Source organism: Dietzia sp. DQ12-76, assembly GCF_014145045.1.
In the GTDB taxonomy this organism is placed as follows: Bacteria; Actinomycetota; Actinomycetes; order Mycobacteriales; family Mycobacteriaceae; genus Dietzia.
Window position 1 is genome coordinate 1 of record NZ_JAALDV010000015.1, and the last position, 21,165, is coordinate 21,165.

Consider the following 21,165-nt stretch of genomic DNA (forward strand, 5'->3'; position numbering starts at 1 on the left):
GCCAGGAGTAGCAGGGCGCCGGCGGTCACCACCACCACGGCGACCTTGCGACCGGCCTCCGCGGTGACCCGCCGCGCGACGAGTCCGCCGACGAGGAGGCCGATCGGCACCATGGCCACCACGAGTCCGATCACCGGCAGCGGCGGCAGTCCGGAGATCGGCGCGGCGCCCAGGCCGACCTTCGTGATGACCGAGGTCAAACCCATCGTGAAGAAGATCGGCTGCAGGGTCGCGGCAAAGGAGCGCTGCTGCCAGTTGGTCGCCTGCGCGTAGACGAGCATCGCGGGCGCGGCCACGCCCACGGCGGTGTTGAGGAATCCCCCGGCGGTGCCGGCCATCGCGGCGGGGATGGCGCCGCTCACCGGCGGGATGCGCACGAGGGCCGTGGTGAGGAGGGTGGCCAGTAGGACGGTCCCGATGATCACCTCGAGCGAGCTGCGGTCGGCGGCGCCCACCAGGAGCGCGCCGGGGACGGACCCCACGACGATCAGGGGCGCGAGGCGGATGTACCGCTGCCAGTCGATGTCGTGGCGCAGCGTGATGCCGATGAGCACGGCGGAGACGGTGGTGGTGAGGTTGGTCAGCAGCACCCCGGCGACGGGCCCGAGGAGCAGCGCGAGGGTGGGCGCCACCACCAGTCCGACCCCCATCCCGCTGACCCGCTGCAGGACCGTGCCCAGGATGACGGCCGCCGCCGCGACGATCAGCAGGAGCGGAGCGACGTCGGCGGGCACGGGGACCAGCATTCCAGGTGCGCCCGGACCGGCCGGGGGCGCCTGGTCCGGCTGCCCCGAGCCCCGTTCTGGCGCATACTCTCCCCATGCGATCCATCTGGAAGGGCGAGGTCTCCTTTGGTCTGGTGAACGTGCCGGTCAAGGTGTATTCGGCGACCGAGGACCACGATCTGCGCGCGCGGCAGGTGGACAAGAAGGACGGGGTGCGGATCCGCTACAAGCGGGTGCGGGACGACAACGGCGAGGAGGTCGAGTACTCCGACATCGCCAAGGCGTACGAGTCCGACGACGGCGAGACGGTGATCCTCACCAAGGACGATCTGGCGTCGCTGCCGGTGGAGCAGAACCACGAGATCGAGGTGACGGAGTTCGTCCCGGCCGATCAGGTGGATCCGGTGGCCTTCGACAACGCCTACTTCCTGGAGCCGGCGTCACGCTCCAACCGGGCGTATGTGTTGATGCGAGAGGCGCTGGAGTCCACGGACCGGTTGGCGATCTGCACGTTCACGCTGCGTAATCGCACCCGGTTGTGTGCGCTGCGGGTGTACAAGGACGTGCTGATGCTGCAGACGCTGCTGTGGCCGGATGAGATCCGCCCGGCGATCCTGGAGGGCCTGGACAAGGAGGCCAAGGTCCGGCCGCAGGAGGTCAAGATGGCGGCCTCGCTGATCGAGACCATGGCCGCGGATTTCGAGCCCGAGAAGTACGAGGACGACTACCAGAATCAGCTCAAGGAGCTCATCGAGGCCAAGGCCGCCGGTGGCGAGGCTTTCACCGTGGAGGAGCGCGAGGAGGCTAGCGACGACGACGGCGACGACGAGGTGGCCGACCTGCTCGCCGCCCTGCGCGCGAGCGTGAAGGACCGCGGCGGCAAGGCCGACGCCAGCGACGACGATGACGACGACGAGGACGCCGGCTCGCAAAAGAAGTCGTCCGCAAAGAAGAGCAGCTCGAGCTCGGCCAAGAAGACGGCAACCAAGAAGGCTCCCGCCAAGAAGGCAGCGGCTAGGAAGTCGACTGCCAAGAAGGAGCCCGCTAAGAAGTCGACCTCAAAGAGTTCCTCGGCCAGGAAGAGCACTGCGAAGAAGGCGCCGGCCAAGAAGAGCGCGTAGCGCCAATCACCGCCTCTAGAGCTCCCACTTCACGGGCTGGGAGATCACGTCGGCCAGGTAGCGGCGGTAGTACCGGGCGGAGCGCTCGACGAACACCTGCATGGCGGCTTCGGCCGCGTCCGGGTCGCGGCGGCGCATCGCGTCGAGCAGGTCGGACTGGAGTTCGGCCGCCTCCAGCCTCGTGGCGAGGGGGTGTTCACTCGGCTCGGCGTCGCGGACGAGGAGCCACAGGGTCTCCATGACGATCTTCAGTGCGGGGTTGCCGACCGCGTCGTAGACCGTGCGTTGGAAGAGCGCGTTGTTGAGCTGGAAGGCGTCGTGGTCGTGAGGGTCTTCGAGGATTCGGTCGAGGGCACCCTGCATGACGTCGATCTGGTGGTCGGTGACGGTCGCGGCGGCGGCGCGCGCGACGATCGGCTCGAGCATGAGCCGGACGTCGATCACGTCGCTGATGGTCGCGCCGTTGATCTGGAAGAACAGCTTCATCGTCTGGCCCAGCGACTCGAGCTGCGGAATCGTGGCGATGGGGCCGCCACCGATGCCGGCTTTGACCGTCACCAGGTCGCGGCTCTCGAGTAGCCGGAGTGCCTCCCGGACAGTGGTACGCCCGACGTCGTACTCCTCGACCATTTCCTTCTCGGTGGGGAGACGATGCCCCTCCACGAGGCCGCCGGAGAAGATCTTCTCGGCGATGAGGTTTCCCACCCGCGCGGACAGCTTGCGCCCGCGCGGGTGGGGGGTGTCGGATCCTCTGGGGCTCATCGCTCTCCAGCGTATCGGGCGCGCGGAGTGCTGATGGCGCTAGTGGACCGGTGCCATCTCGGGGCGCTCCTCGTCGACCTCGGGGAGATCGGACGCCTTGTACAGCGCACCTCGGATCGTGAGGAGGGTCAGTCCGCCGATGATGCTCGCTCCGATGAGGAAGTAGGCGGGTGACAGGGGGTCGCCGGTCCGGTCGATGAGCCAGGTCGCGATGTACGCCGCGGTTCCACCGGCCACCACAGTCGCGAGGTTGAAGCCCAGCGCCACGCCGGTGAGGCGCACCCGGGAGTCGAACAGCTCGGGGAACACGGGGGCCGTGCTGACCTGGATGAGCGGCGTGCACACGGCGAAGAAGGCGAAGGCCAGTCCGGCGACGGCGAGCCCGTTCCCGGTCATCAACGACATCGCGGGGTAGGCGAACACGGCCGCCCACAGCAGGCCGATGGTGAGCATGGTGCGGCTGCCGAAGCGGTCGACGAGGAGGCCTGCGATCGGCATGAGGGAGGCCACGAACACGATCACGCCGGCTGCGGTCCACGTGACCGCGGTCTGGCTGTATCCGCCCTCGCGGACGAGGTGGATGCCGATGTAGGTGAGCACCATGTAGCCGGTGGCGTTCTGGGCGATGCCCAGACCGAAGACCTGCAGGACCTGGAACGGCTGGCTGGCGAGGAGTTCCTTGAACGGGGACTTGGCCAGATCGGCGGAGGCGGCGGCCTCCTCGAACTCGGGGGTGTCCTCGATGCGCGACCGGAGCCAGAGGCACAGCAGGAGCAGGGGCAGTCCGGCGATGAAGGGGATCCGCCAGCCCCAGCTCGTCATCTGGACATCGGAGGTGAGGGCAGAGGTGGTGGCCACGACGATCGCGGCGAGGGCGAAGCCGGTGTTGGAGCCGAGCGCGACGATGGATCCGCCCAGTCCGCGACGCCGGGGCCCGACGATCTCGTAGACGTAGGTCAGCGCCCCGCCGAGCTCTCCACCTGCGGAGAACCCCTGGGCCAGACGGGCGATGACGAGCAAGGTCGGGGCGAGGACGCCGACCGCCGCGTAGGTGGGGAGGAACGCCATGATCAGGGTGGCGACGCCCATGAGGATCACGGAGACGAGCAGGGCGCGCTTGCGGCCGTAGCGGTCGCCCAGGCGCCCGAAGAACAGTCCGCCGATCGGTCGCATGAGGTAGGCCGAGGCGAACACGGCCAGGCTGGCGAGAAGGGACGCGGTGGGGTCGTCGCTCGGGAAGAACAGCGGGCTGACGACGACGGCGAGGTAGGCGTAGACGGTCAGGTCGTAGTACTCGACCACGGTTCCGATACCTGCGGCCGCAACGGACCGTCGCTTCGTGGGCTGAGCTTGTGTCAAGTGAATCACCTTCTCGGTGAGGGGGATTGGGGGAGTCATCGCCTGGCAAAACATGTGCATATTTAGGGAGACGTGGGTTACTGTAGAGGGACACGATCCGATTCGGCAAGCATTTCGCGAAGGAGGAGATATGCGACCCACCCGATTGCCCGACGACCGCAGCGTGGCCGCGTTCCGCGCGGCGGGCCACTGGCAGGACCGGCCACTGGACCACTACCTGGACCGTGCGGCCCGCCTCTGGGGCGAGCGCACCGCGGTGGTGGACGGCGACCGACGGGTGTCGTTCTCCGAGGTCAACCGGGACGCGATGCGTCTGGCCGCAGCGCTCATCGAGCGCGGGGTGCGGTCGGGAGACGTGGTCTCCTTCCAACTCCCCAACTGCGCCGAGGCGGTGGTCGTCTACCACGCGCTGCACCGGATCGGCGCGGTGGTGAACCCGATCGTCCCGATCTACCGCGAGCGCGAGGTGACGTTCATCGCCACGCAGGCGCGGTCGAGGGTGGCGATCATCCCGGGCGTCCACCGGGGGTTCGACTACGCGGAGATGTATCGGGGGCTCGCCCCGGACCTGCCCGATCTCGAGCTTGTCATCACCACCGATTCCGACCGGCGCGAGGGCGTCGAGACGCTGGCCTCCCTGCTCGACTCGGTCACGGATGATCAGGTGGACCGGGTGCACGCCCTGCCGTCACCCGACCCGGACGACGTCTGCCTCCTGCTCTACACCTCGGGCACCACCGCCGACCCCAAGGGTGCGCTGCACAGCCACAACACGCTGGTCTTCGAGAACCGGTCGATGATCGACACGTTCGGGCTCACCGCTCAGGACGTCATCTTCAACCCCTCGCCGGTCACCCACATCACCGGCGTGAACTGCGCCCTGACGCTCCCGTTCCTGCTCGGTGCGCCGGTGGTCCTCCAGGATGTGTGGGACTCCCAGAAGGCCCTGCGGCAGATCCGGACCGAGCGGGCGAGCTTCATGATCTTCGCGACCCCGTTCCTTCGCGGGCTGCTGGACGCCGCGCGGGACTCCGGCCTCGAGACGCCGTCGATCCGCTACATCATCTGTGGGGGAGCGGACATCCCGGATGCGCTCGTCACGGAGGCGGACGAGCGGCTGGGGACGATCACCCGGATGTACGGCGCGACCGAGGGGCCCTCGGTGACCTCGGCCAACCTGGCGGACGGCCCGGAGCTGCGCAAGTACTCGGACGGCCGGGTGTTGGCGCCGACGGAGGTGGTCGTCGCCGATGAGGCCGGCCGAGCAGTGGAGACCGGTCAGGTCGGCGAGGTCCTGTGGCGGGGCCCGGACACCTTCCTCGGCTACCTCGACGCCGCGCTCAACCACGACGCCTTCACCGAGGCCGGGTTCTTCCGCACCGGCGACCTCGCCCGCGTTGACGAGCGCGGCGGCATCCACATCGTCGGGCGCATCAAGGACATCATCAATCGCTCCGGCGAGAAGATCAGCACACACGACGTGGAGAACCAGCTCAGCGAGCATCCGCTGGTCGTCGAGGTCGCCGTGGTCGCCGGCCCGGATCCCGTCACGGGGGAGCGGGGCTGCGCCTTCGTCGTCACCCGGGGCCGGGCCGACCTGTCGCTGGAGGAGGTGCGGCAGTTCCTCGTGGACCGGGGGGTCGCCGTGCAGAAGGTCCCCGAGAGCGTGTTCGTGGTGGACGCCCTGCCCAAGACGGCCAGCGGGAAGATCCAGAAGTTCGCTCTCCGTGACTTCACGCGGGACAGATCCACCGCCCCCGAGCAGATGGCGGCCACGAGTCTCGTGGCCGTCCACGAGAGGTGAGAGAGATGGCACCGACTATCACGACGACGACGAGGACCGCGGTGGCGGATCCGGTGACGGTCACCGAGGTCCGCGAGGGCATCGCGCTGGTCGAGTTGACGCGCGGCAAGGTCAACGCGCTCGACGGTCACGCGTACCGCAGGATCGCCGAGACCTTTGACGCGCTCTCCGATGACGAGTCGTACCGCGCGGTGATCCTCACGGGCCGTGGGAGGGTCTTCTGCGCCGGCAACGACCTGAACGAGTTCCGGACGATGGACGGCGGGAACGGCGATGCCGCGATGCGTGACGCCCGCCGCGCCTTCTTTGCCGTGATGGAGTGCAGGCTGCCGGTGATCGCGGCGGTCAACGGTCCGGCACTGGGCAGTGGGATGGGGCTGACGGCGAGCGCCGACCTCGTGGTGGCCTCGGACCGGGCGACCTTCGGCCTGCCCGAGATGCAGGTCGGTGTCCTCGGCGGAGGCCGGTTAACCGCGCGGATGCTTCCCGAGCAGGCCATGCGCAGGATGTTCTTCACCGCCGAGGCCGTGGACGCCGCGACGTTCCGGAGCTGGGGTGCGCCGATCGAGATCGTGCCCCATGCCGAGCTGAGGGACAGGGCGATGGAACGCGCCGAGGTGATCGCGAGCAGGAGCAGGTATGCCCTGACGCTCGCCAAACAGTCGCTCAACGGGTGCGAGGGGATGGACATCCGGAGCGGGTACGAGCTCGAGCAGTCCTACACCGTCCGGCTCTCCGAGCATCCGGATTCCACGGCCGCCGTCGAGCAGCGGCTCGCGGCGATGAAGGGAGTGACCACATGACGGCGACAGTGATCCCCGCGGAGACAGGGCAGGACGGCGCCGAGGACCTGAGGGCGTTCGAGGCCGCGAGTCGCGCCTGGCTCGACTCCCGCCTGCCCCGGCGGGACGCGGCAGAGCAGGCTCCGAAGTACTCGATCTTCCACAACCTCGGTCACGAGGACGAGAGGGCGTTGATCGATGAGGGACGCGCGTGGCAGGCCGAGCGGGTGGGCGCCGGCTTCGGCGCCATGACGTGGGCCCCGCAGTGGGGCGGCCGGGGTCTGACCGCGAGCCACGAGCGGATCTACGCGGGCGTGGAGCGTGAGTACCTCACCCCGGAGCGGCACGAGAACATCCTCGTCACGGTCGAGCTGGTGGCGCCGACGCTCCTCGAGCTGGGCAGCGACTGGCAGCAGGAGCGGTTCATCCGCCCGTTCCTCCGCACGGACGAGCTGTGCTGCCAGCTGTTCTCGGAACCGGGTGCGGGATCGGACCTCGCGGGGCTCTCCACGCGCGCTGTCCGCGACGGGGAGAGCTGGCGCGTCAACGGACAGAAGGTGTGGAGCTCGGGCGCGCAGTTCTCCGAGTGGGGTCTGCTCATCGCCCGGTCGGACCCGGCCGCGCCCAAGCACAAGGGCATGACGGCGTTCATGGTCCCCATGGGCCTCGAGGGCGTCGAGGTGCGTCCGATCCGTCAGATGTCGGGCGGGTCGACGTTCAACGAGGTGTTCCTCACCGACGTCGTGCTGCCGGACGAGTTCCGGGTGGGCGAGGTGGGCGACGGTTGGCGGGTCGCGCTGACCACCCTCGGCTTCGAGCGTCAGTCCAGCGCGGGGATTGTCGACGCCGGCGGCAACACTGCCGACCTCATCCGGCTGGCGACCTCGCTGGGCATCACCGGGGCACCGGAGGTCCGCGGACGGATCGCGGAATCCCACCTCTACGAGCGCGCCCAGGCCCTGCTGGTCGCCCGGTACGCCGAGCTGGAACAGGCCGGCGCGGTGCCGGGCGTCGAGGGGTCGATAGGGAAGCTCGTGTGGACCCAGAACCTCAAGCGGGTGGGGGACGCGGCGGCGTCGTTCCTCGGCCACCGGATCCTCGCCGACACCGGCGAGGCGGACACGTTCGCCTGGACCCAGCATCTGCTGGGCGCCCCGGGCTATCGGATCGCCGGCGGTTCGGACGAGATCCAGCGAAACATCATCGGTGAGCGCGGGCTCGGACTGCCGCGCGAGCCCCGGTAGGAGGCGGACATGCCCATCAACCTCAGCACAGAACAGAAGGACCTGGCCGAGACGCTCGACGATGTGTGGTCGGGGATCGCGCCCGGGCACGACGTGTGGCCGTCGATCCGCGAGCTCGGGCTCACCGAGATCCCGTTCCCCGAGGCCACGGGTGGCGCCGATGGCACGTTCCGGGACCTGACCGTGGTCATGACGGGTCTCGGCCGCACTCTGGGGTCGGCGCCCTACCTCTCCTCCGTCGTGATGGCCGGCCTCGCGCTGCTCGACGCCGCTGACCGGGACACGCGCGCCGAGCTCCTGCCCGGGATCGTGTCGGGCGCGCGGACCGCCGCCCTGGTCTGCGGGCCGGGGATCGTCACCTCGTCCATCCGCGGCGAGGTCGCGGGGGAGCGGGAACTGAGCCTGACGGGGGTACAGCACGCGGTCGTTGACGGGGAGAGCGCGGAACTCCTCGTCGTCGTCACACACGGCCCCGACGGCACCGAACTCGCCCTGGTCGAGGGTTCGGCGCCCGGCGTGCGACGGTCGGTCGGCGAGCAACTGGACGGCACGCGCCAGCTCGCGACCGTCGAGTTCGACGGGGCGACGGCGCGCCGTATCTCGGGACCGGGTGTCGCGTCGCGTCTCGAGGAGGTGCGCTCACGCGTCCTCATCGCCCTGGCCGCGGAGCAGGTGGGCCTCGCGCGGAGGTGCCTGGAGATGGCGGTGGAGTACGCCGGGACGCGTCAGCAGTTCGGGCGGACCATCGGCTCCTTCCAGGGGATCAAGCACAAGCTCGTCGACCTCCTCGTTGCCATCGAGTTGGCTGAGGTCACGGTGCTCGACGCGTCGAGTGGCGCCGAGCGGGGTTGTGACGAGTCAGGAACTGCCGAGCCGGGAGGGACAGAACTGGCCGTCCGCGCCGCGGCGGCGCGCGTGCTGGCCTCACGAGCGGCGATGACGGCAGCGGAGGAGGCGATCCAGGTGCACGGCGGAATCGGATTCACTTGGGAGCATCCGCTGCACCACTACTTCCGGCGGGCCAAGGCCGATCAGCTTCTGTTCGGCGACGAGTACCCGTATGTGCAGTCCATGGGGGAGTCTCTGGTTCTTGGCCGAGAGGTGACGCGCCCGAGGCGTGTCAGTGAACCGGCCTGACCGGGGCTGTCGGCCGTTAGCTGACGGTTGTGGAGTGCGCGTGGGGTTCCTATAGTGGTTCTCAGTCGGAGGCAACACTGACCCCCCCTCACGTTGCCACCGACTGCGCCTCGATGCGCGGTTTACGCTGACCACCCCCGGTCGCGGACGTGCATCGTGCGACAGAGTCGCTGGCGGCCGTCGGACCCCCCTCCACGGCCGCTGGCGATTCGCTTTTCCAGGTGTTCCTCACGGGATTTAGCGTCAGCAAGCAGGTTTAACTAGCGCTTTGAGGTAGCCCCCGGACTCGTGCAACAAGGCCTTCTTCCTTGACTTGGATAGTGGGCGGGGAGTGTCGGTCACGTAGACGGCGCCATCAAAGCACTGCTCAAAGTAGATCCGCACCCGTGATACGTGGCTCCAACTTGTCACCACAAGTATCGACTCCCACCCCCGTTCGCGGGCGATCCGGGTCGCAGCAGTTGCCTCACCCTCCGTGGTATCAATATCGGGCGTAAAGCACTCGACTTCAACGCCCCGCGCTTTGCCGGCGAGGATCCTAGCGGATGCGCAGTCGGGGTCCAAGTAATGGACGTACTGGGCGTTTGCCCCAGGTGGCCGGGAGGCCAGTATGTGGTCCGAGACCTTCGTCGCAGCGAGGTGACGAGCATAGAAGTAGCGGTCGTCGTTTGCGCCCGCTACCACCACTATTGCATCTACGCGCCCGGGAGAGTCGACCCGCGGATGGAGGACCGCGCTGCTGGCCGATAGGCCCGCTGCGGTCAGCACAAGCACGAAGAGTGCCGTGGCGACAACCGCCGCGCGGCGGCGGAAGAATCGGCTTCTCACCGGAACTAGGTTACGGAGACGACCTGAGCGCAGACCCCAAGAACCCGCAGTCCGCGACGCCCGCGCCAGGTGAAGTCATGTTTATCGTGTGAACGATGGCTTCTGAGCCGCGCCTCAGCAAAGTAGTGTCAGCCTTCTGCTCGAGTTCACGCTGGCTGGCTCGGGTTTATGCTGCAACTGACTTGAGGAAGGACCCTGGAGTGGATCTGCGGGACCTGTTGGCTGTCTTCCGTGCCCGCTGGATGGTCATCGTGGCTGCCACCCTTGTTGGAGGCCTACTGGGGTTGGGATTGAGCCTCATGACCACCCCGATTTACGAAGCTAGAATCCAGTTCTACGTCACAGCATCGGTAGGCGACTCAGCCGCGGCTGTTTATCAGGGCTCTTTGGGCGCGCAACAGCGGGTGCGTTCCTACGCAGAACTGGTCGGAAGCTCGACGATCGCGCAAGATGTTGTAGAGGTGTCTGGGATCGACCGAACTGCCAGAGAGGTCGCGGACGCCGCCAGTGCCACCGCTGATGCGAACACCGTCCTTCTTGCAGTGACCGTAAAGGACACGGACCCCGACCGTGCTCTGCGGATCGCGGAGGGATATGGCCAGGTCCTACCCGCTGCTATCAACCAGCTCGAGGTTCCGGATGGCGGCGGACCAGCATTGGCCAAACTCACTGTAGTGAACCCCCCGGCTCTCCCGACGTCTCCGGTGGCGCCAAAAACCGAGCAAAACGTAGCGATCGGCTTCGTTCTCGGTCTACTCGGCGGAATGATGATTGCGCTTCTTGTTAATACACTTGACCGAAGGGTCAAGTCCAAGGACCAGCTTGAAGAACTCACCGGCAAGCCGGTAGTGGGTTCGATACCCTTCCGTAAGGACGAGGACAGGGACGGCGAATCGGCTCACCTTGTTCCATTTCGCACGGGACATTCCCCGGCGGCGGAGTCCTTCCGGCGGTTGCGCACAAATCTACAATTCCTCAATGTGGACCATCCACCACACGTCATAGTGGTGACTTCCTCAATCGCCATGGAGGGAAAGTCCGAAACCGCGATAAACACTTCGCTTGCGCTTGCTGAGGCGGGAAACAGCGTTCTTCTGATCGAGGCGGATCTTCGCCGACCGCTTGTCGTCCAGTACATGTCCATGCCCGACAAAGTCGGCTTGACGAATATTCTTTCCGGTCAGGCCAATTTTGCCGACGTGGTTCAGGCGACGCGACATGCGGGAGTGGAATTGCTGGCTTGCGGGCCTCTTCCGCCAAACCCCTCGGAGCTTTTGGCCTCAGATACTGCCCGGTTACTTTTCGAAGATCTTAGACGCCGCTACGACTACGTGATTATCGACTCCCCGCCCCTTTTGCCCGTCACTGATGGCGCTCTGATCGCTCAGATTTCTGACGGAGCACTTCTAGTGGTCCGAACCCACCGCACGACTACTGACCAAGTCGCGCAGGCCGTCGACAATTTGAAAAAAGCAGACGCAAAACTTCTGGGCGTAGTGACTGTAGCGAATAAGCCCGCGAAGAAGGGGACGAACGGTTATTACGACTCTTACTACTATTCGTCTAGCACGCGAAACTCCGCACGGGAGGAATAATGGCCGCTCGAAAAGAAGTCGTGCGCTCTTACGTTGAGGAGGGAGAATGACTCGCAGCGCTCGGTTGATTCGGAGCAGCCGCTCGGAGGGCGAAGTTGGCGTCATTGCTTTTTCACCGTGGATGCCCATTGACGCGCTTGTTTGGCTGGTTATGCTTCTGGTTGCGCTCTGGATGCGTTACGACTTCGCGCTCGACCAACTAGCTGCAACGCTAGGTATGTCCCGATTCTACTTGGTTCTCCTCGGCGTCGTTGCGCTGAGCTGGGGCGCAGGTTGGTTGGCAGGGCTCTATCGTGGTCGGTTTGTTCCAGGCAGTCTGCTAGAGACCAGCGTTCTTATTGTCGTGTTCGCTGGAGCCTCTTTCGTGGTGTTCGCGGGGCACATCGCTAGCGGAGACTACGAAGGGGTTCCGAGGTCTACACCGCTAGTTGCAGGGGCGTTCACAACGCTCGCAGCGCTGGTGCTTAGGTCGCTGGTGCGTCGAAAAGAATTATTCGGCGCCGGAGCGACTGCTGACGCTGAGCCCGTCTTAGTATTCGGAGCTGGAGACGGGGGACGCCAGTTGGTGAGCCAGCTGCGTCGATCCAGCGTTTCAAAGTTCCGCCCGGTGGCAATCCTGGATGACGACCCCACTAAACAGGGCATGGTCGTTGACGGGATCAGAGTCCGAGGAACGCGCGCGCACATTGCAGATTTCGCGAGCAAGTTCGGCGCGGGAACTTTGTTGGTGGCGGTTCCCAGCTTACCCGCGGAAGAATTGATCGATGTCCGTGATCGCGCAGAAGAGGCGGGGCTTCATGTTCTGGTCTTGCCGCCGATTGATCGATTGATGAATTCCCGCGTAGCTGCCGATGAATTGCGAGGGATAAACGTCACTGACCTTTTGGGTAGGTCGCCGGCACGGCTCAATCAAACCCAAATAGCTAACTACATGCGCGGAAAGCGGATACTGGTCACGGGCGCAGGTGGATCAATCGGCTCGGAACTGTGCCGCCAATTGGTCAGGTTTAGGCCTGGAGAACTGATGATGCTCGATCGTGACGAATCGGGTCTACACGCGGTTCAGTTGTCCATACAGGATCAAGCGATGCTCGACGGCGAAGACACAATTCTTGCCTCAATACGGGACCGAAGTTCGATCGCTGAGATATTCCTGCAACGGCGACCGCAAATAGTCTTTCATGCCGCGGCGCTCAAGCACATGCCGCTGCTGGAGCACTATCCCCTTGAGGCTCTGAAGACCAACGTACTGGGGACCCTGAATCTGTTGGACGCAGCGGAGGCAAGCGGGGTCGAGACCTTCGTTAACATCTCGACCGACAAAGCTGCCAGTCCGACGACAACGCTGGGGACGAGTAAGAGGATCGCAGAACGATTGACAGCTGCTCGAGCTGTAGCGGCGCGAACCGGCAAGTATGCGTCAGTACGCTTCGGGAATGTTCTCGGTTCCCGGGGTTCAGTCCTCACTGTGTTCGAGAAACAAATCAAGGATGGCGGCCCGGTGACCGTCACAGACCCAGAGGTGAGCCGTTACTTTATGACTATCCCTGAAGCCTGCCAGTTAGTATTACAAGCTGCAGTCGTGGGCGATTCAGGCGACACCCTAGTCCTTGATATGGGCGAGCCGGTAAAGATCGCAGAGGTCGCTAAGACTCTGATACAGCAGTCCGGGAAAGACATTGAGATTGTCTACACCGGATTGAGAGACAATGAGAAGGCAGTGGAAGAACTATTCGACGAAACGGAGGTTCCGATCTATGGAAAGAAACACGAATCCATTTCTCAGGTCCGCGTCGCCCCAGTTCATTTGACCCCAGACCAGCTAACAGCCTTTGATGACCATGAATCGGCCCGACAATGGATGCGAATCCAAGCGCGCTCTTCTATTGAGCTGCAGGAGAATCGCTGACACGAGCCCGAAAGAACGAACTGTTACCCTCTAGCGCTGGGCGACAAAAGCTACTACAGCGAGGAAATTCCCTACCAGACAGCTATCTTTCACGCTGGTCACTTGTAGCGGCGCCCAAAAGTCATACTATGTGATCGCGATAGAATTAGAGAATGCCAAGTTAATGCCCGAGTAGCCAACTAGTCGTGAGTTTGTGGGTAAGGACGCTCGAGTCGCCCATGAATATCGTGGCGCGATGCAAGCGCGGTTGCAGAATTGAAAGAACCCAGCTTATCGGAAAGTAAGTCTATGGCGAGCGTGGCCACATCTGGCAAGGTTCAAGTGATGATTTATCTCGGCCTCATCTCAATGGTCCCGTTGCTGCCACGCGTCACATTCGGTGGAGTGGCAACACTAGTCACGATGATTTACATTTCCGTCCTCTTTGCGGTTACATTGATCTCAACTGTCTATGGGGCCGCCTACCAGCGAGTTATACTTTTCCCGGGGTACTTTCACTTAATAGTGGTGCTTACTTTCGCATACGCCATATATGCAGCGCGTGTGCTAGTAACGCAAGAGTATTCCGAACTGAGCCACGTGGCCTCTAGATTCATCCTCCTCTTGCTGGCAGCATGCTTCTGCCATATTTTCCGAACCGTATCATTGGAAGATCTGCTCGGATGGTACTCGATAGGAGCGGCCGCCCTTGCGACTTTGGCCCTGTATATTTCGATCACCGGAGCTACGTTCTTAGAAGCTCCACGGCCCTCCCGGGATTTAGGTATAGTCTTACCTTTCATGAAAACCGCCGGCGTTCCCAGAAGCTTCGGAGAACAGGGCATCGTGGTCGCGATCGTTTTGGCCTTTGTTTTGGTCTTCTGGTCAAGTCTGACTAAGACCAAGCGCGTTCTCGCACTTGCGACCGTCTTGAGCCTACAGTTGACTGGGCAATCTCGTAACATGCTTCTTTCGATGGTACTCGTGATCGTCGCTTGGTTTCTGATTCGGAGTGGCGCCAAGGTTATCGTCGCCGCGACTGTGCTCGTGCTTTCAGCTACAAGCACTTTCTTAATGGAACAAGTCTATCCGAGCTTAGCGGAGACCGATGTTGGCTCATCGATCGTTGGAGACGGCGTTCTTGAGACTAATGTCACAGCTCGGTTCCGGCTTGTAGATGGCGCGACCCAACTTATATCGAATGACCCTATTAAAGCACTGGCGGGGTGGTCGCACTCTGAATGGCTTGTCGTTGCACCACTTGGTCTAGAGAACAATATTCACAATCATTTTGTCGCGCTATTGATTTATTTGGGTGTCCCGATAGGAATTCTCACGATCGCTTTCTTTTTCGCAGTCCCGCTCTACCGAATTCTTAAGTCTTATACGCGCACTTCATGCGCTAGCGCGAACCGTAACTCGGTTTTTGTTGTGGTGTCAGGATGTGGGGTACTATCCAGCCTTAATTTCTACGAAGGTTTCTTTTCCATTTCGCTTGCGATCTATGTGGGCCTTTTGTGGTCGATGGCCTACATTGATACAAGCATGGCGGGCCGCGAGCGCGCTGTAACGTACCCCAGTTGGAACGCAGCATGAGAGGCAAAAATGGGTTGGAATCGGTCTATCGAGAGTGCGCGTCGTGTCTACGGAGAGCTGGTTCGCGGTCGAACCCGGGTTAGAGTCGTCGACGCGCGCTGGGAGCCTGCCAGCACTGTGCCAAAGTTCGTCCTGTCGCCCTACCGCTCCGGCACAACACTACTGAGATACTGCCTGGACTCTCACCCTGCGATAGCTGTGCCTCCGGAGACTGACTACTTGGCTCACCTAGGCGCCCTTCTTCTTGAAGAAGCATCCTCAAAGGGACTCCAAGATCTTGGATATGACGCTGAAGCTCGCCGTGAGGCTGTAGGCGGTTTTGGGCGGGCGTTTCTCGATACTTATGCATCGAGCAAGAGTAAACCCGAGTGGATAGACAAGTCACCACGTTATGCCGAATGTCCCCTTGCCATCGACGCACTGTACCCAAACGCGCGTTATGCGATTATGCACAGGCATCCGCTCGACCAGGTGTTCTCGTTCACTAAGGGAGGTCGATATATTCCGTCGGCCCTAGCGAATCAGGAACTTGAAGAGGGCACGAACCTGGTTCTAGCGGCGGCCAACTACTGGAGTCGAGTTTCTTCCAGCTTGGCGAGCTTCGCGGTCGCAGTTGACTCTCGCGCAACTACGATCTTCTACGAAGATCTCTGTGACTTCCCTCGGGAGACGCTTCGCAGTGCCCTTGAGGGTTTCCGGGTTGAGTGGGACGAGTCTGTGCTGAATTATCATCTGCACGATCACGACTTGGGAAGGGAAGCTGGCCGTGTACAGGGGACCGTTGGATTCTCCAAATCCTCTAAGGCTTGGGAATCGTGGCCGACTGGCCTAGTCGATGAAGTTTGGGGCAGTGTGAGTGAGACTGCCGAAAGGCTGGGTTACCGGCGAGATGGTGGCCGACAATGAACCCAGAGCGTTCCCGTCGAGTGATTGGAGTAGATATGAACCGCGTCATATATGTTGGCGGATACGGCCGTAGCGGCTCGAGTCTAGTCGATCGTCTCGTGGCCACGAGGGTTGGTGGATTTTCAGGCGGAGAATTGTTCAGCCTTTTCATTTGGGCAGCGAAGCGCAGGGACTGCTCATGTGGTCAGACTGTAAATAATTGCCCATTTTGGAAACCCATTATTCAGAACGCTGTTGACGCATCTGGGGAGAGCCTTTCGATGTTATCAGCTACGTTGGCCGACAGCGAATTTAGTAAATCGCCTAGCAGCCTTTGGAGGGTTGCTTGGGAGTCTGTTTTCGCATCGTTAGCGGAAGCAGGTTTCGAGGTTGTAATTGATTCAAGCAAGAATGCCAACGGCCGACGGCGTGCGAGAATGCTGAACGACTTGGTCGGCGTGCAAACGGTCGTCTTCCTTCATGTGCATCGCCGTCTGCCGGCCGTGGTGCATAGTAGAATGAAAGGGAACAATAGGGCACTTGAGCTAAAGGCTAGTGCGCCGCGTGATCGTTTCGCTGTTCTACGATGCGTAGCTGGTTGGTCGATTGCGAACCTTTACGCCGCTTGGTCAGGTCCACGCTCTGCGTTGGAATATAGATGCCTAAGCTACGAAGAGATAGTCGCTACAGAAGGCGAGATTGTATTCGAATCTGTTTCCGAACGGTTTGCTGCGTTCTCGGGTAGTCAGCCGGAGAGTTTTCATAATATTGCCGGTAACCGGATGCTTAGGTCGTCGGACTCAATCTCAATACGCCTAGATGATCAGTGGAAAGAGAATCTACCTGTGGCGATTAGGCTCATTTGTGTTTCAATCGAGCGTCCTACGCTCGCTGCGATGCAGATTCTTTCTAAGGCAAGTAGGTTGGGAATCCGCAGTTTATAGCGTTATTGCTCTGGCCCAGGTGACCTCCGCCGGTCCTTTTTTTCTGGAGTTTGGCCGGCGTTCGCTGTTTCCGCTTGCATATCGAGCCAAATGCGAGCAGTGTTCAGCCGTACTTCGGGAGATGCATTGAATTCATTAGGTGCGGCGATTATACTTTCCGGCCGCGTTGTTCTGGTGCTAAGTCAAGTTGTAATCTTGGTGCTGGTAGCGCGTTTTGAAGGAGCGGCCGAAGTTGGCCGTTATACATTGGCGCTAGCGATATGTAGTCCAGTGTTGGTTTTCGCTCACTTCAGGCTCCGCGACTACTTATCGTCGCACCCAGTAGACCGCGACACTTTGGCGGCGTACAGTCGTTCGCAGTTTGTTGTTGGGGTATTTTTTTCGGGCCTAGTTGTTACAATCTCGTCGATCGTTTACGGTGTCGACTTTGGTGTGCTCGCGGGTGCTCTTGCAGCCAGTAAGATTGTCGAAAACAGCATATTCTGCGCCAACGGTCTAGCGGCACGTGCGGGTCGCCATGTTGCTATGTCGAAGTCGACAATCATACGAGCCGTTTTGAACGTAGCTTCGGTATTGGTTGGAATGCTAACTTTCGGATTGGCTTTCGGTTTGTTTCTGACGGCTGCGTTCTGGACCGTTCAGTACTTCGTTTATGACAAGAAGCTGGCTGCTTCCGGTGTGGACCCGGGCGAAGGGTCCCAATCGGAGACTCGGCTTGATCTGGCGTCTCTCATGACTCTCGGTGCCTCGGCCTTCTTGACGCTGCTTTCGCCGACACTCGTGAGAATAGCTCTAGAGGCGTTCGGCAGCTTGGAGGCGCTCGGCAGATTTGCAATAGTTTCGTACTATATCCGCGTTGGTTCTGTTCTTTTTCAGTCAATCGGCCAAAGTTTTGCAAAAGAGATATCTTCACATGTCGTTGCGCAGGAGAAGGACCTGTTGGCTAAGCTGGTGTTTCGGCTTTTGTCGCTTTCGGCAGTTTTTGCTTTAGTATCTGGATTCGTTTTGGTGGTTTTTGGTGCGCCAGTACTGGCTTTCGTATTCGGCGAGGACGCACGACCTAGCCGAGCTCTGCTGTTTGCGATCAGTCTGGTCGGTGTTTTCGTGTTTGCCAACACAGCCATCGCTATTCCGGCCGTCGCCGTAGTCCCAAGTCGAAAGTTCGTTTTATACAATGTCGTTGCGACGTTGTTCACCGTAATGGTTGGGCCAGTACTGATAATCAAGGGTGGTGCGGTCGGTGCTGGTTTCACTTGGGCGATAGCGGCGGCCGTGCAGTTGTTTTTGGTTTGCTTGTTCATCAGGATGTGGAGAACCGCTCGATAGCCAGCTCTGAGAAAGTCTGCTTGTGCCGCTGCCACCGTCTTCCAACACTGGTCCGGCCCGTCGCTCTCGTTGTTTTTTGGTTTAGCGTGCGTTCATTCGCGCCTTGATTCTGCTGCAGTGGATGAGTGTCCTGAGGAGGTAGCGTCCGCGGTTGCGAAACCCCAGCGCTGTTTTGGGTAGATGTGGCAGATAGGGTGTCGACTGTGGGCGAATACTGACCCATGGGTGACGGGTGAATCGTAACGCGTCCCGACCCTGGGGGAGTGATTGCGGTGCAGCGGCGGGCCGAGATCGCCGCTTTCACAATAGCGAGGGCGTGCCGATTAAGGAGACCGCCAGGAGACTGCGGTGGCGCGGAACACGGTGCGCTCGGAGCTCGCCTTCTTTGGGGCCGCCGAAGTGCAAGCTCGCTTCGAAGGGATCCCTTGCCAATGCGTTTGAATCGCACTGGGTTGGGTGGAGTCTCCATCGTTTGGAAACGAGGATGGACTCATGCCGAAGGACACCAGTCAGGGGAAGCCGACCACGCGTCGCTACAGCCCTGAAGAGAAGGCCGCTGCGGTGCGGATGGTCAGGACCCTGCGAGCTGAGCTGGGCACTGATCACGGCACGGTGAAGCGAGTGGCAGCCCAGCTTGGTTACGGTGCTGAGTCCGTGCGGTCGTGGGTGCGTCAGGCTGACGTAGATGAGGGCCACGTGGCGGGGGTCAGCACGAGCGAGTCGGCGAGGATGAAGGCCCTCGAGCAGGAAGTCCGCGAGCTCAAGCGAGCCAACGAGATTCTCAAGAGGGCAGCGAGTTTCTTTGGGGCGGAGCTCGACCGCCAGCACAAGAAGTAGCCGCGTTCATCGACGCCAACCGCGACGATGTCGTCGCGGGTCGGCTTCTGGGGGTCGAGCGCATCTGCGCAGTTCTGCAGGTGGCCCCGAGTAGCTATTACGAGTTCAAGAAGCGGAAACCGTCCACGCGGTCGTAGCGTGATGAGGTCATGGGTCCAGTCGTGCGGCAGCTGTGGGAGGACAACTTCCGCGTCTACGGGGCACGAAAGATCTGGAAGGCGGCCCGGCGTGCTGGTCACGACATCGGCCGGGACCAGGTCGCCCGGCTGATGCGGGCCGGCGGGATCGAGGGCGTCCGGCGCAGCAAGCGGGTGCGCACCACAAGACCCGACCCGCGGGTGCCGCGCCATCCCGACTTGGTGCGTCGCGACTTCACCGCCACCGCGCCGAACCAGTTGTGGGTCACCGACCTGACATTCGTCCCGACCTGGGCCGGCGTCGCCTATGTCTGCTTCATTATCGATGCCTACTCGCGCACGATCGTGGGGTGGCGGGTTGCCTCACACATGCGCACCAGCATGGTCTTGGACGCGATCGAAGTGGCCCGCTGGTCACGCGGCACTCAGCTGGAGGGGTTGCGGTGTCATAGCGACGCTGGCAGTCAATTCACGTCGATCCGCTATGGCGAGCGCCTGGCCGAGATTGGCGCGGTGCCCTCGATCGGAACCGTCGGCGATTCCTATGACAACGCGCTGGCCGAGACCGTCAACGGCTATTACAAAGCCGAACTCATCCGCGGTCCTGCACGCGAGAGACGGCCCTGGAAGAGCGTCGAGGACGTCGAACTCGCCACCCTCGACTGGGTCTACTGGCACAACCACGACCGCCTGCACGGATACCTGCGCGACGTCCCACCAGCGGAATTCGAGGAAGCGTTCTACGCTACGAAACGGACTGACCAGACCCTGGTCGGAATCCAATAACCCGAGCCTCCATCAGACCCAGTGCGATTCAGTTCTTGCCGGAGAGCCGTCAGTTGCGCGCGGAGTATCCAACGATTCCAGCGGTTGTTGATCACTGAGCGGATCGCCAGCCCGCACTCGATGAGCGTGCTCAAGGACCATCTGCGAGAGATCCGCCCCGAGCACCGTCGGGGTGGCCCCGGGGGGCCGTGCCGAGCACAAGCCAGGTGGTTTGCAGAAGTGCGATCTGTGGTTCCCCAAGAAGCCGGTCCCGCTGGGCGTAGGTCAGGGCCCTCAGATGCCGGTGTTGGTAATTGCGCTCGCGTACTCGTGGCACATCTGGGCGACGAAGATCCCGTCCCGGATGACCGGGGACATTCTGGCCAGGATGTGGCTACTGCTGGGTCGGCTCTGCGTCGTAGCCCATCGCCTTTGGCGGGACTGCGAATCGGCGATCGCGACCGCAGCGGTCACGCCTGGCAGATGGGGCCTTTCGGTATCGCGGGTCCGGCGCGGTAGTACCGTTGGAGTGGCCCGGGTTTGACGGAGACATCAATTGCCCGGGAAGGGTCATCAAAACTATGGGAGCACCTCGGAAGTACCCGGATGAGCTTTGTGAACGCGCCACGCATGAAACGCTGGAAGCACAGGCCGACCCGATCGCCCACATGTTGCGATCGTGCGAGTAGCCGATCAGCTCGGCCTGCATCGCCAAGCATTACGGACCTGGGTGCGCAAGGCCCAGGCCGAGGGCCAGGACGCCTCGTCGGTGTCCGCCGATCGCGACGCCCGCCTGGCTTAGCCAGTGAAGGAGCACCCGTGAGCTCCGGCGGCCGTACACAGTCCGCAAGCAGGGGTCGGCTTTCTTCGCTGCGGAGCTGGATCGTCCACAGCGCTATAGGTCGAGTCCATTGACCACCACAATGACGCACACGGTGTACAGCCGATCTGCGATCCACTGGACGAGACCAGCGCCGAGATCGCGCCTTCGTCCTACTACGCCCGAAGCCCCGCCCGCCCCCAGCGCGGTCGGTCAGCGATGCCGTGCTAACCAAGATGTACGAGGGGAACTACCACATGTACGGCGTCCCGAAGATGTGTAAGGAGATGGGCCGCGTCGGCCACCAGGTCGCCCGTTGCACCGTCGATGGCCTCATGCGCGCCGAAGGCCTCAAAGGGATCCAGCGAGCCAAATCACCGCACTCCACCCGCCCGAAACCCAGGACTGCACGTCGTGTTGACGTAATGGAACGCAAGTTCGTCGCCGAGCGACCAAACCGGCTGTGGGTCGCGGACATCACCTACATCCGCACGTATAGCGGATGGCGTACGCGGCATTCATCACCGATGTCTATTCACGCATAGTCGTCAGGTGGCAGCTGTCCAAGAAGCTGGACATCGCGACCTAGCCCCGGTGTTTCATGGGGATC

16 protein-coding genes and 1 pseudogene are annotated in these 21,165 nt (G+C 62.3%); 13 read left to right on the top strand and 4 right to left on the bottom strand.

Features of this window, described 5'->3' with window-relative positions; genetic code table 11:
• The coding region (locus G6019_RS00590; RefSeq protein ID WP_309230110.1) for a sulfite exporter TauE/SafE family protein at window positions 1-734 on the bottom strand (734 nt) is incomplete at its 3' end.
• An 86-nt stretch (window positions 735-820) separates the two neighbouring features.
• Between G6019_RS00590 and G6019_RS00595 the strand changes: the two genes are divergently transcribed.
• Window positions 821-1,846 carry a non-homologous end joining protein Ku gene (locus G6019_RS00595; protein ID WP_182613797.1) on the top strand — a complete coding sequence of 342 codons (1,026 nt, stop codon included), beginning with the start codon at window positions 821-823 and terminating at the stop codon, window positions 1,844-1,846.
• A gap of 15 nt (window positions 1,847-1,861) precedes the next feature.
• Here G6019_RS00595 and G6019_RS00600 read toward each other — a convergent pair whose 3' ends face one another.
• Window positions 1,862-2,608: a FadR/GntR family transcriptional regulator gene (locus G6019_RS00600; RefSeq protein WP_182613796.1), complete on the bottom strand. Its 747-nt coding sequence runs from the start codon at window positions 2,606-2,608 to the stop codon at window positions 1,862-1,864.
• Window positions 2,609-2,647: 39 nt separating this feature from the next.
• Window positions 2,648-3,967 carry an MFS transporter gene (locus tag G6019_RS00605; RefSeq protein ID WP_241725797.1) on the bottom strand — a complete coding sequence of 440 codons (1,320 nt, stop codon included), beginning with the start codon at window positions 3,965-3,967 and terminating at the stop codon, window positions 2,648-2,650.
• A gap of 130 nt (window positions 3,968-4,097) precedes the next feature.
• Between G6019_RS00605 and G6019_RS00610 the strand changes: the two genes are divergently transcribed.
• From G6019_RS00610 to G6019_RS00625, 4 genes are read left to right on the top strand one after another with little or no spacing between them, the layout of a single operon-like run.
• Window positions 4,098-5,771: an AMP-binding protein gene (locus tag G6019_RS00610; RefSeq protein WP_182613794.1), complete on the top strand. Its 1,674-nt coding sequence runs from the start codon at window positions 4,098-4,100 to the stop codon at window positions 5,769-5,771.
• A gap of 5 nt (window positions 5,772-5,776) precedes the next feature.
• The gene (locus G6019_RS00615; protein ID WP_194305313.1) at window positions 5,777-6,574 is read left to right on the top strand and encodes an enoyl-CoA hydratase-related protein; all 798 of its coding nucleotides are present in this window, start codon (window positions 5,777-5,779) and stop codon (window positions 6,572-6,574) included.
• On the top strand, window positions 6,571-7,797 hold the full coding sequence (locus tag G6019_RS00620) for an acyl-CoA dehydrogenase family protein (protein ID WP_182613793.1): 1,227 nt from the start codon (window positions 6,571-6,573) through the stop codon (window positions 7,795-7,797). Before G6019_RS00615 ends, G6019_RS00620 begins: the two co-directional genes overlap by 4 nt.
• A gap of 9 nt (window positions 7,798-7,806) precedes the next feature.
• On the top strand, window positions 7,807-8,934 hold the full coding sequence (locus tag G6019_RS00625; protein WP_182613792.1) for an acyl-CoA dehydrogenase family protein: 1,128 nt from the start codon (window positions 7,807-7,809) through the stop codon (window positions 8,932-8,934).
• A 243-nt stretch (window positions 8,935-9,177) separates the two neighbouring features.
• On the opposite strand, the gene G6019_RS00630 is transcribed toward G6019_RS00625, so the two are convergent.
• Window positions 9,178-9,762 (bottom strand): YdcF family protein, encoded by a 585-nt coding sequence (locus G6019_RS00630; RefSeq protein WP_309230111.1) that lies wholly within the window; start codon window positions 9,760-9,762, stop codon window positions 9,178-9,180.
• Between the two features lie 200 nt (window positions 9,763-9,962).
• On the opposite strand from G6019_RS00630, the gene G6019_RS00635 reads away from it, so the two are divergent.
• From G6019_RS00635 to G6019_RS17760, 8 genes and pseudogenes are all read left to right on the top strand, one after another.
• On the top strand, window positions 9,963-11,357 hold the full coding sequence (locus tag G6019_RS00635) for a polysaccharide biosynthesis tyrosine autokinase (RefSeq protein WP_182613791.1): 1,395 nt from the start codon (window positions 9,963-9,965) through the stop codon (window positions 11,355-11,357).
• 46 nt (window positions 11,358-11,403) lie between these two features.
• Entirely contained in the window at window positions 11,404-13,266 is a 1,863-nt protein-coding gene (locus G6019_RS00640) for a nucleoside-diphosphate sugar epimerase/dehydratase (RefSeq protein ID WP_182613790.1), read from the top strand.
• Window positions 13,267-13,554: 288 nt separating this feature from the next.
• Window positions 13,555-14,841: a hypothetical protein gene (locus G6019_RS17045; RefSeq protein ID WP_206681793.1), complete on the top strand. Its 1,287-nt coding sequence runs from the start codon at window positions 13,555-13,557 to the stop codon at window positions 14,839-14,841.
• A 117-nt stretch (window positions 14,842-14,958) separates the two neighbouring features.
• Complete coding sequence (locus G6019_RS00650; RefSeq protein ID WP_182613788.1) at window positions 14,959-15,747, top strand: sulfotransferase family protein; 789 nt, start codon at window positions 14,959-14,961, stop codon at window positions 15,745-15,747.
• Between the two features lie 1,013 nt (window positions 15,748-16,760).
• Window positions 16,761-17,996 (top strand): lipopolysaccharide biosynthesis protein, encoded by a 1,236-nt coding sequence (locus G6019_RS00655; RefSeq protein ID WP_182613787.1) that lies wholly within the window; start codon window positions 16,761-16,763, stop codon window positions 17,994-17,996.
• A gap of 492 nt (window positions 17,997-18,488) precedes the next feature.
• Window positions 18,489-19,756, top strand: a pseudogene (locus G6019_RS00660) (IS3 family transposase).
• A gap of 655 nt (window positions 19,757-20,411) precedes the next feature.
• Window positions 20,412-20,537 carry a transposase gene (locus G6019_RS17755; RefSeq protein ID WP_347238132.1) on the top strand — a complete coding sequence of 42 codons (126 nt, stop codon included), beginning with the start codon at window positions 20,412-20,414 and terminating at the stop codon, window positions 20,535-20,537.
• A 254-nt stretch (window positions 20,538-20,791) separates the two neighbouring features.
• On the top strand, window positions 20,792-21,100 hold the full coding sequence (locus G6019_RS17760) for an IS3 family transposase (protein WP_182613784.1): 309 nt from the start codon (window positions 20,792-20,794) through the stop codon (window positions 21,098-21,100).
• The last annotated feature ends 65 nt before the right edge of the window (window positions 21,101-21,165 follow it).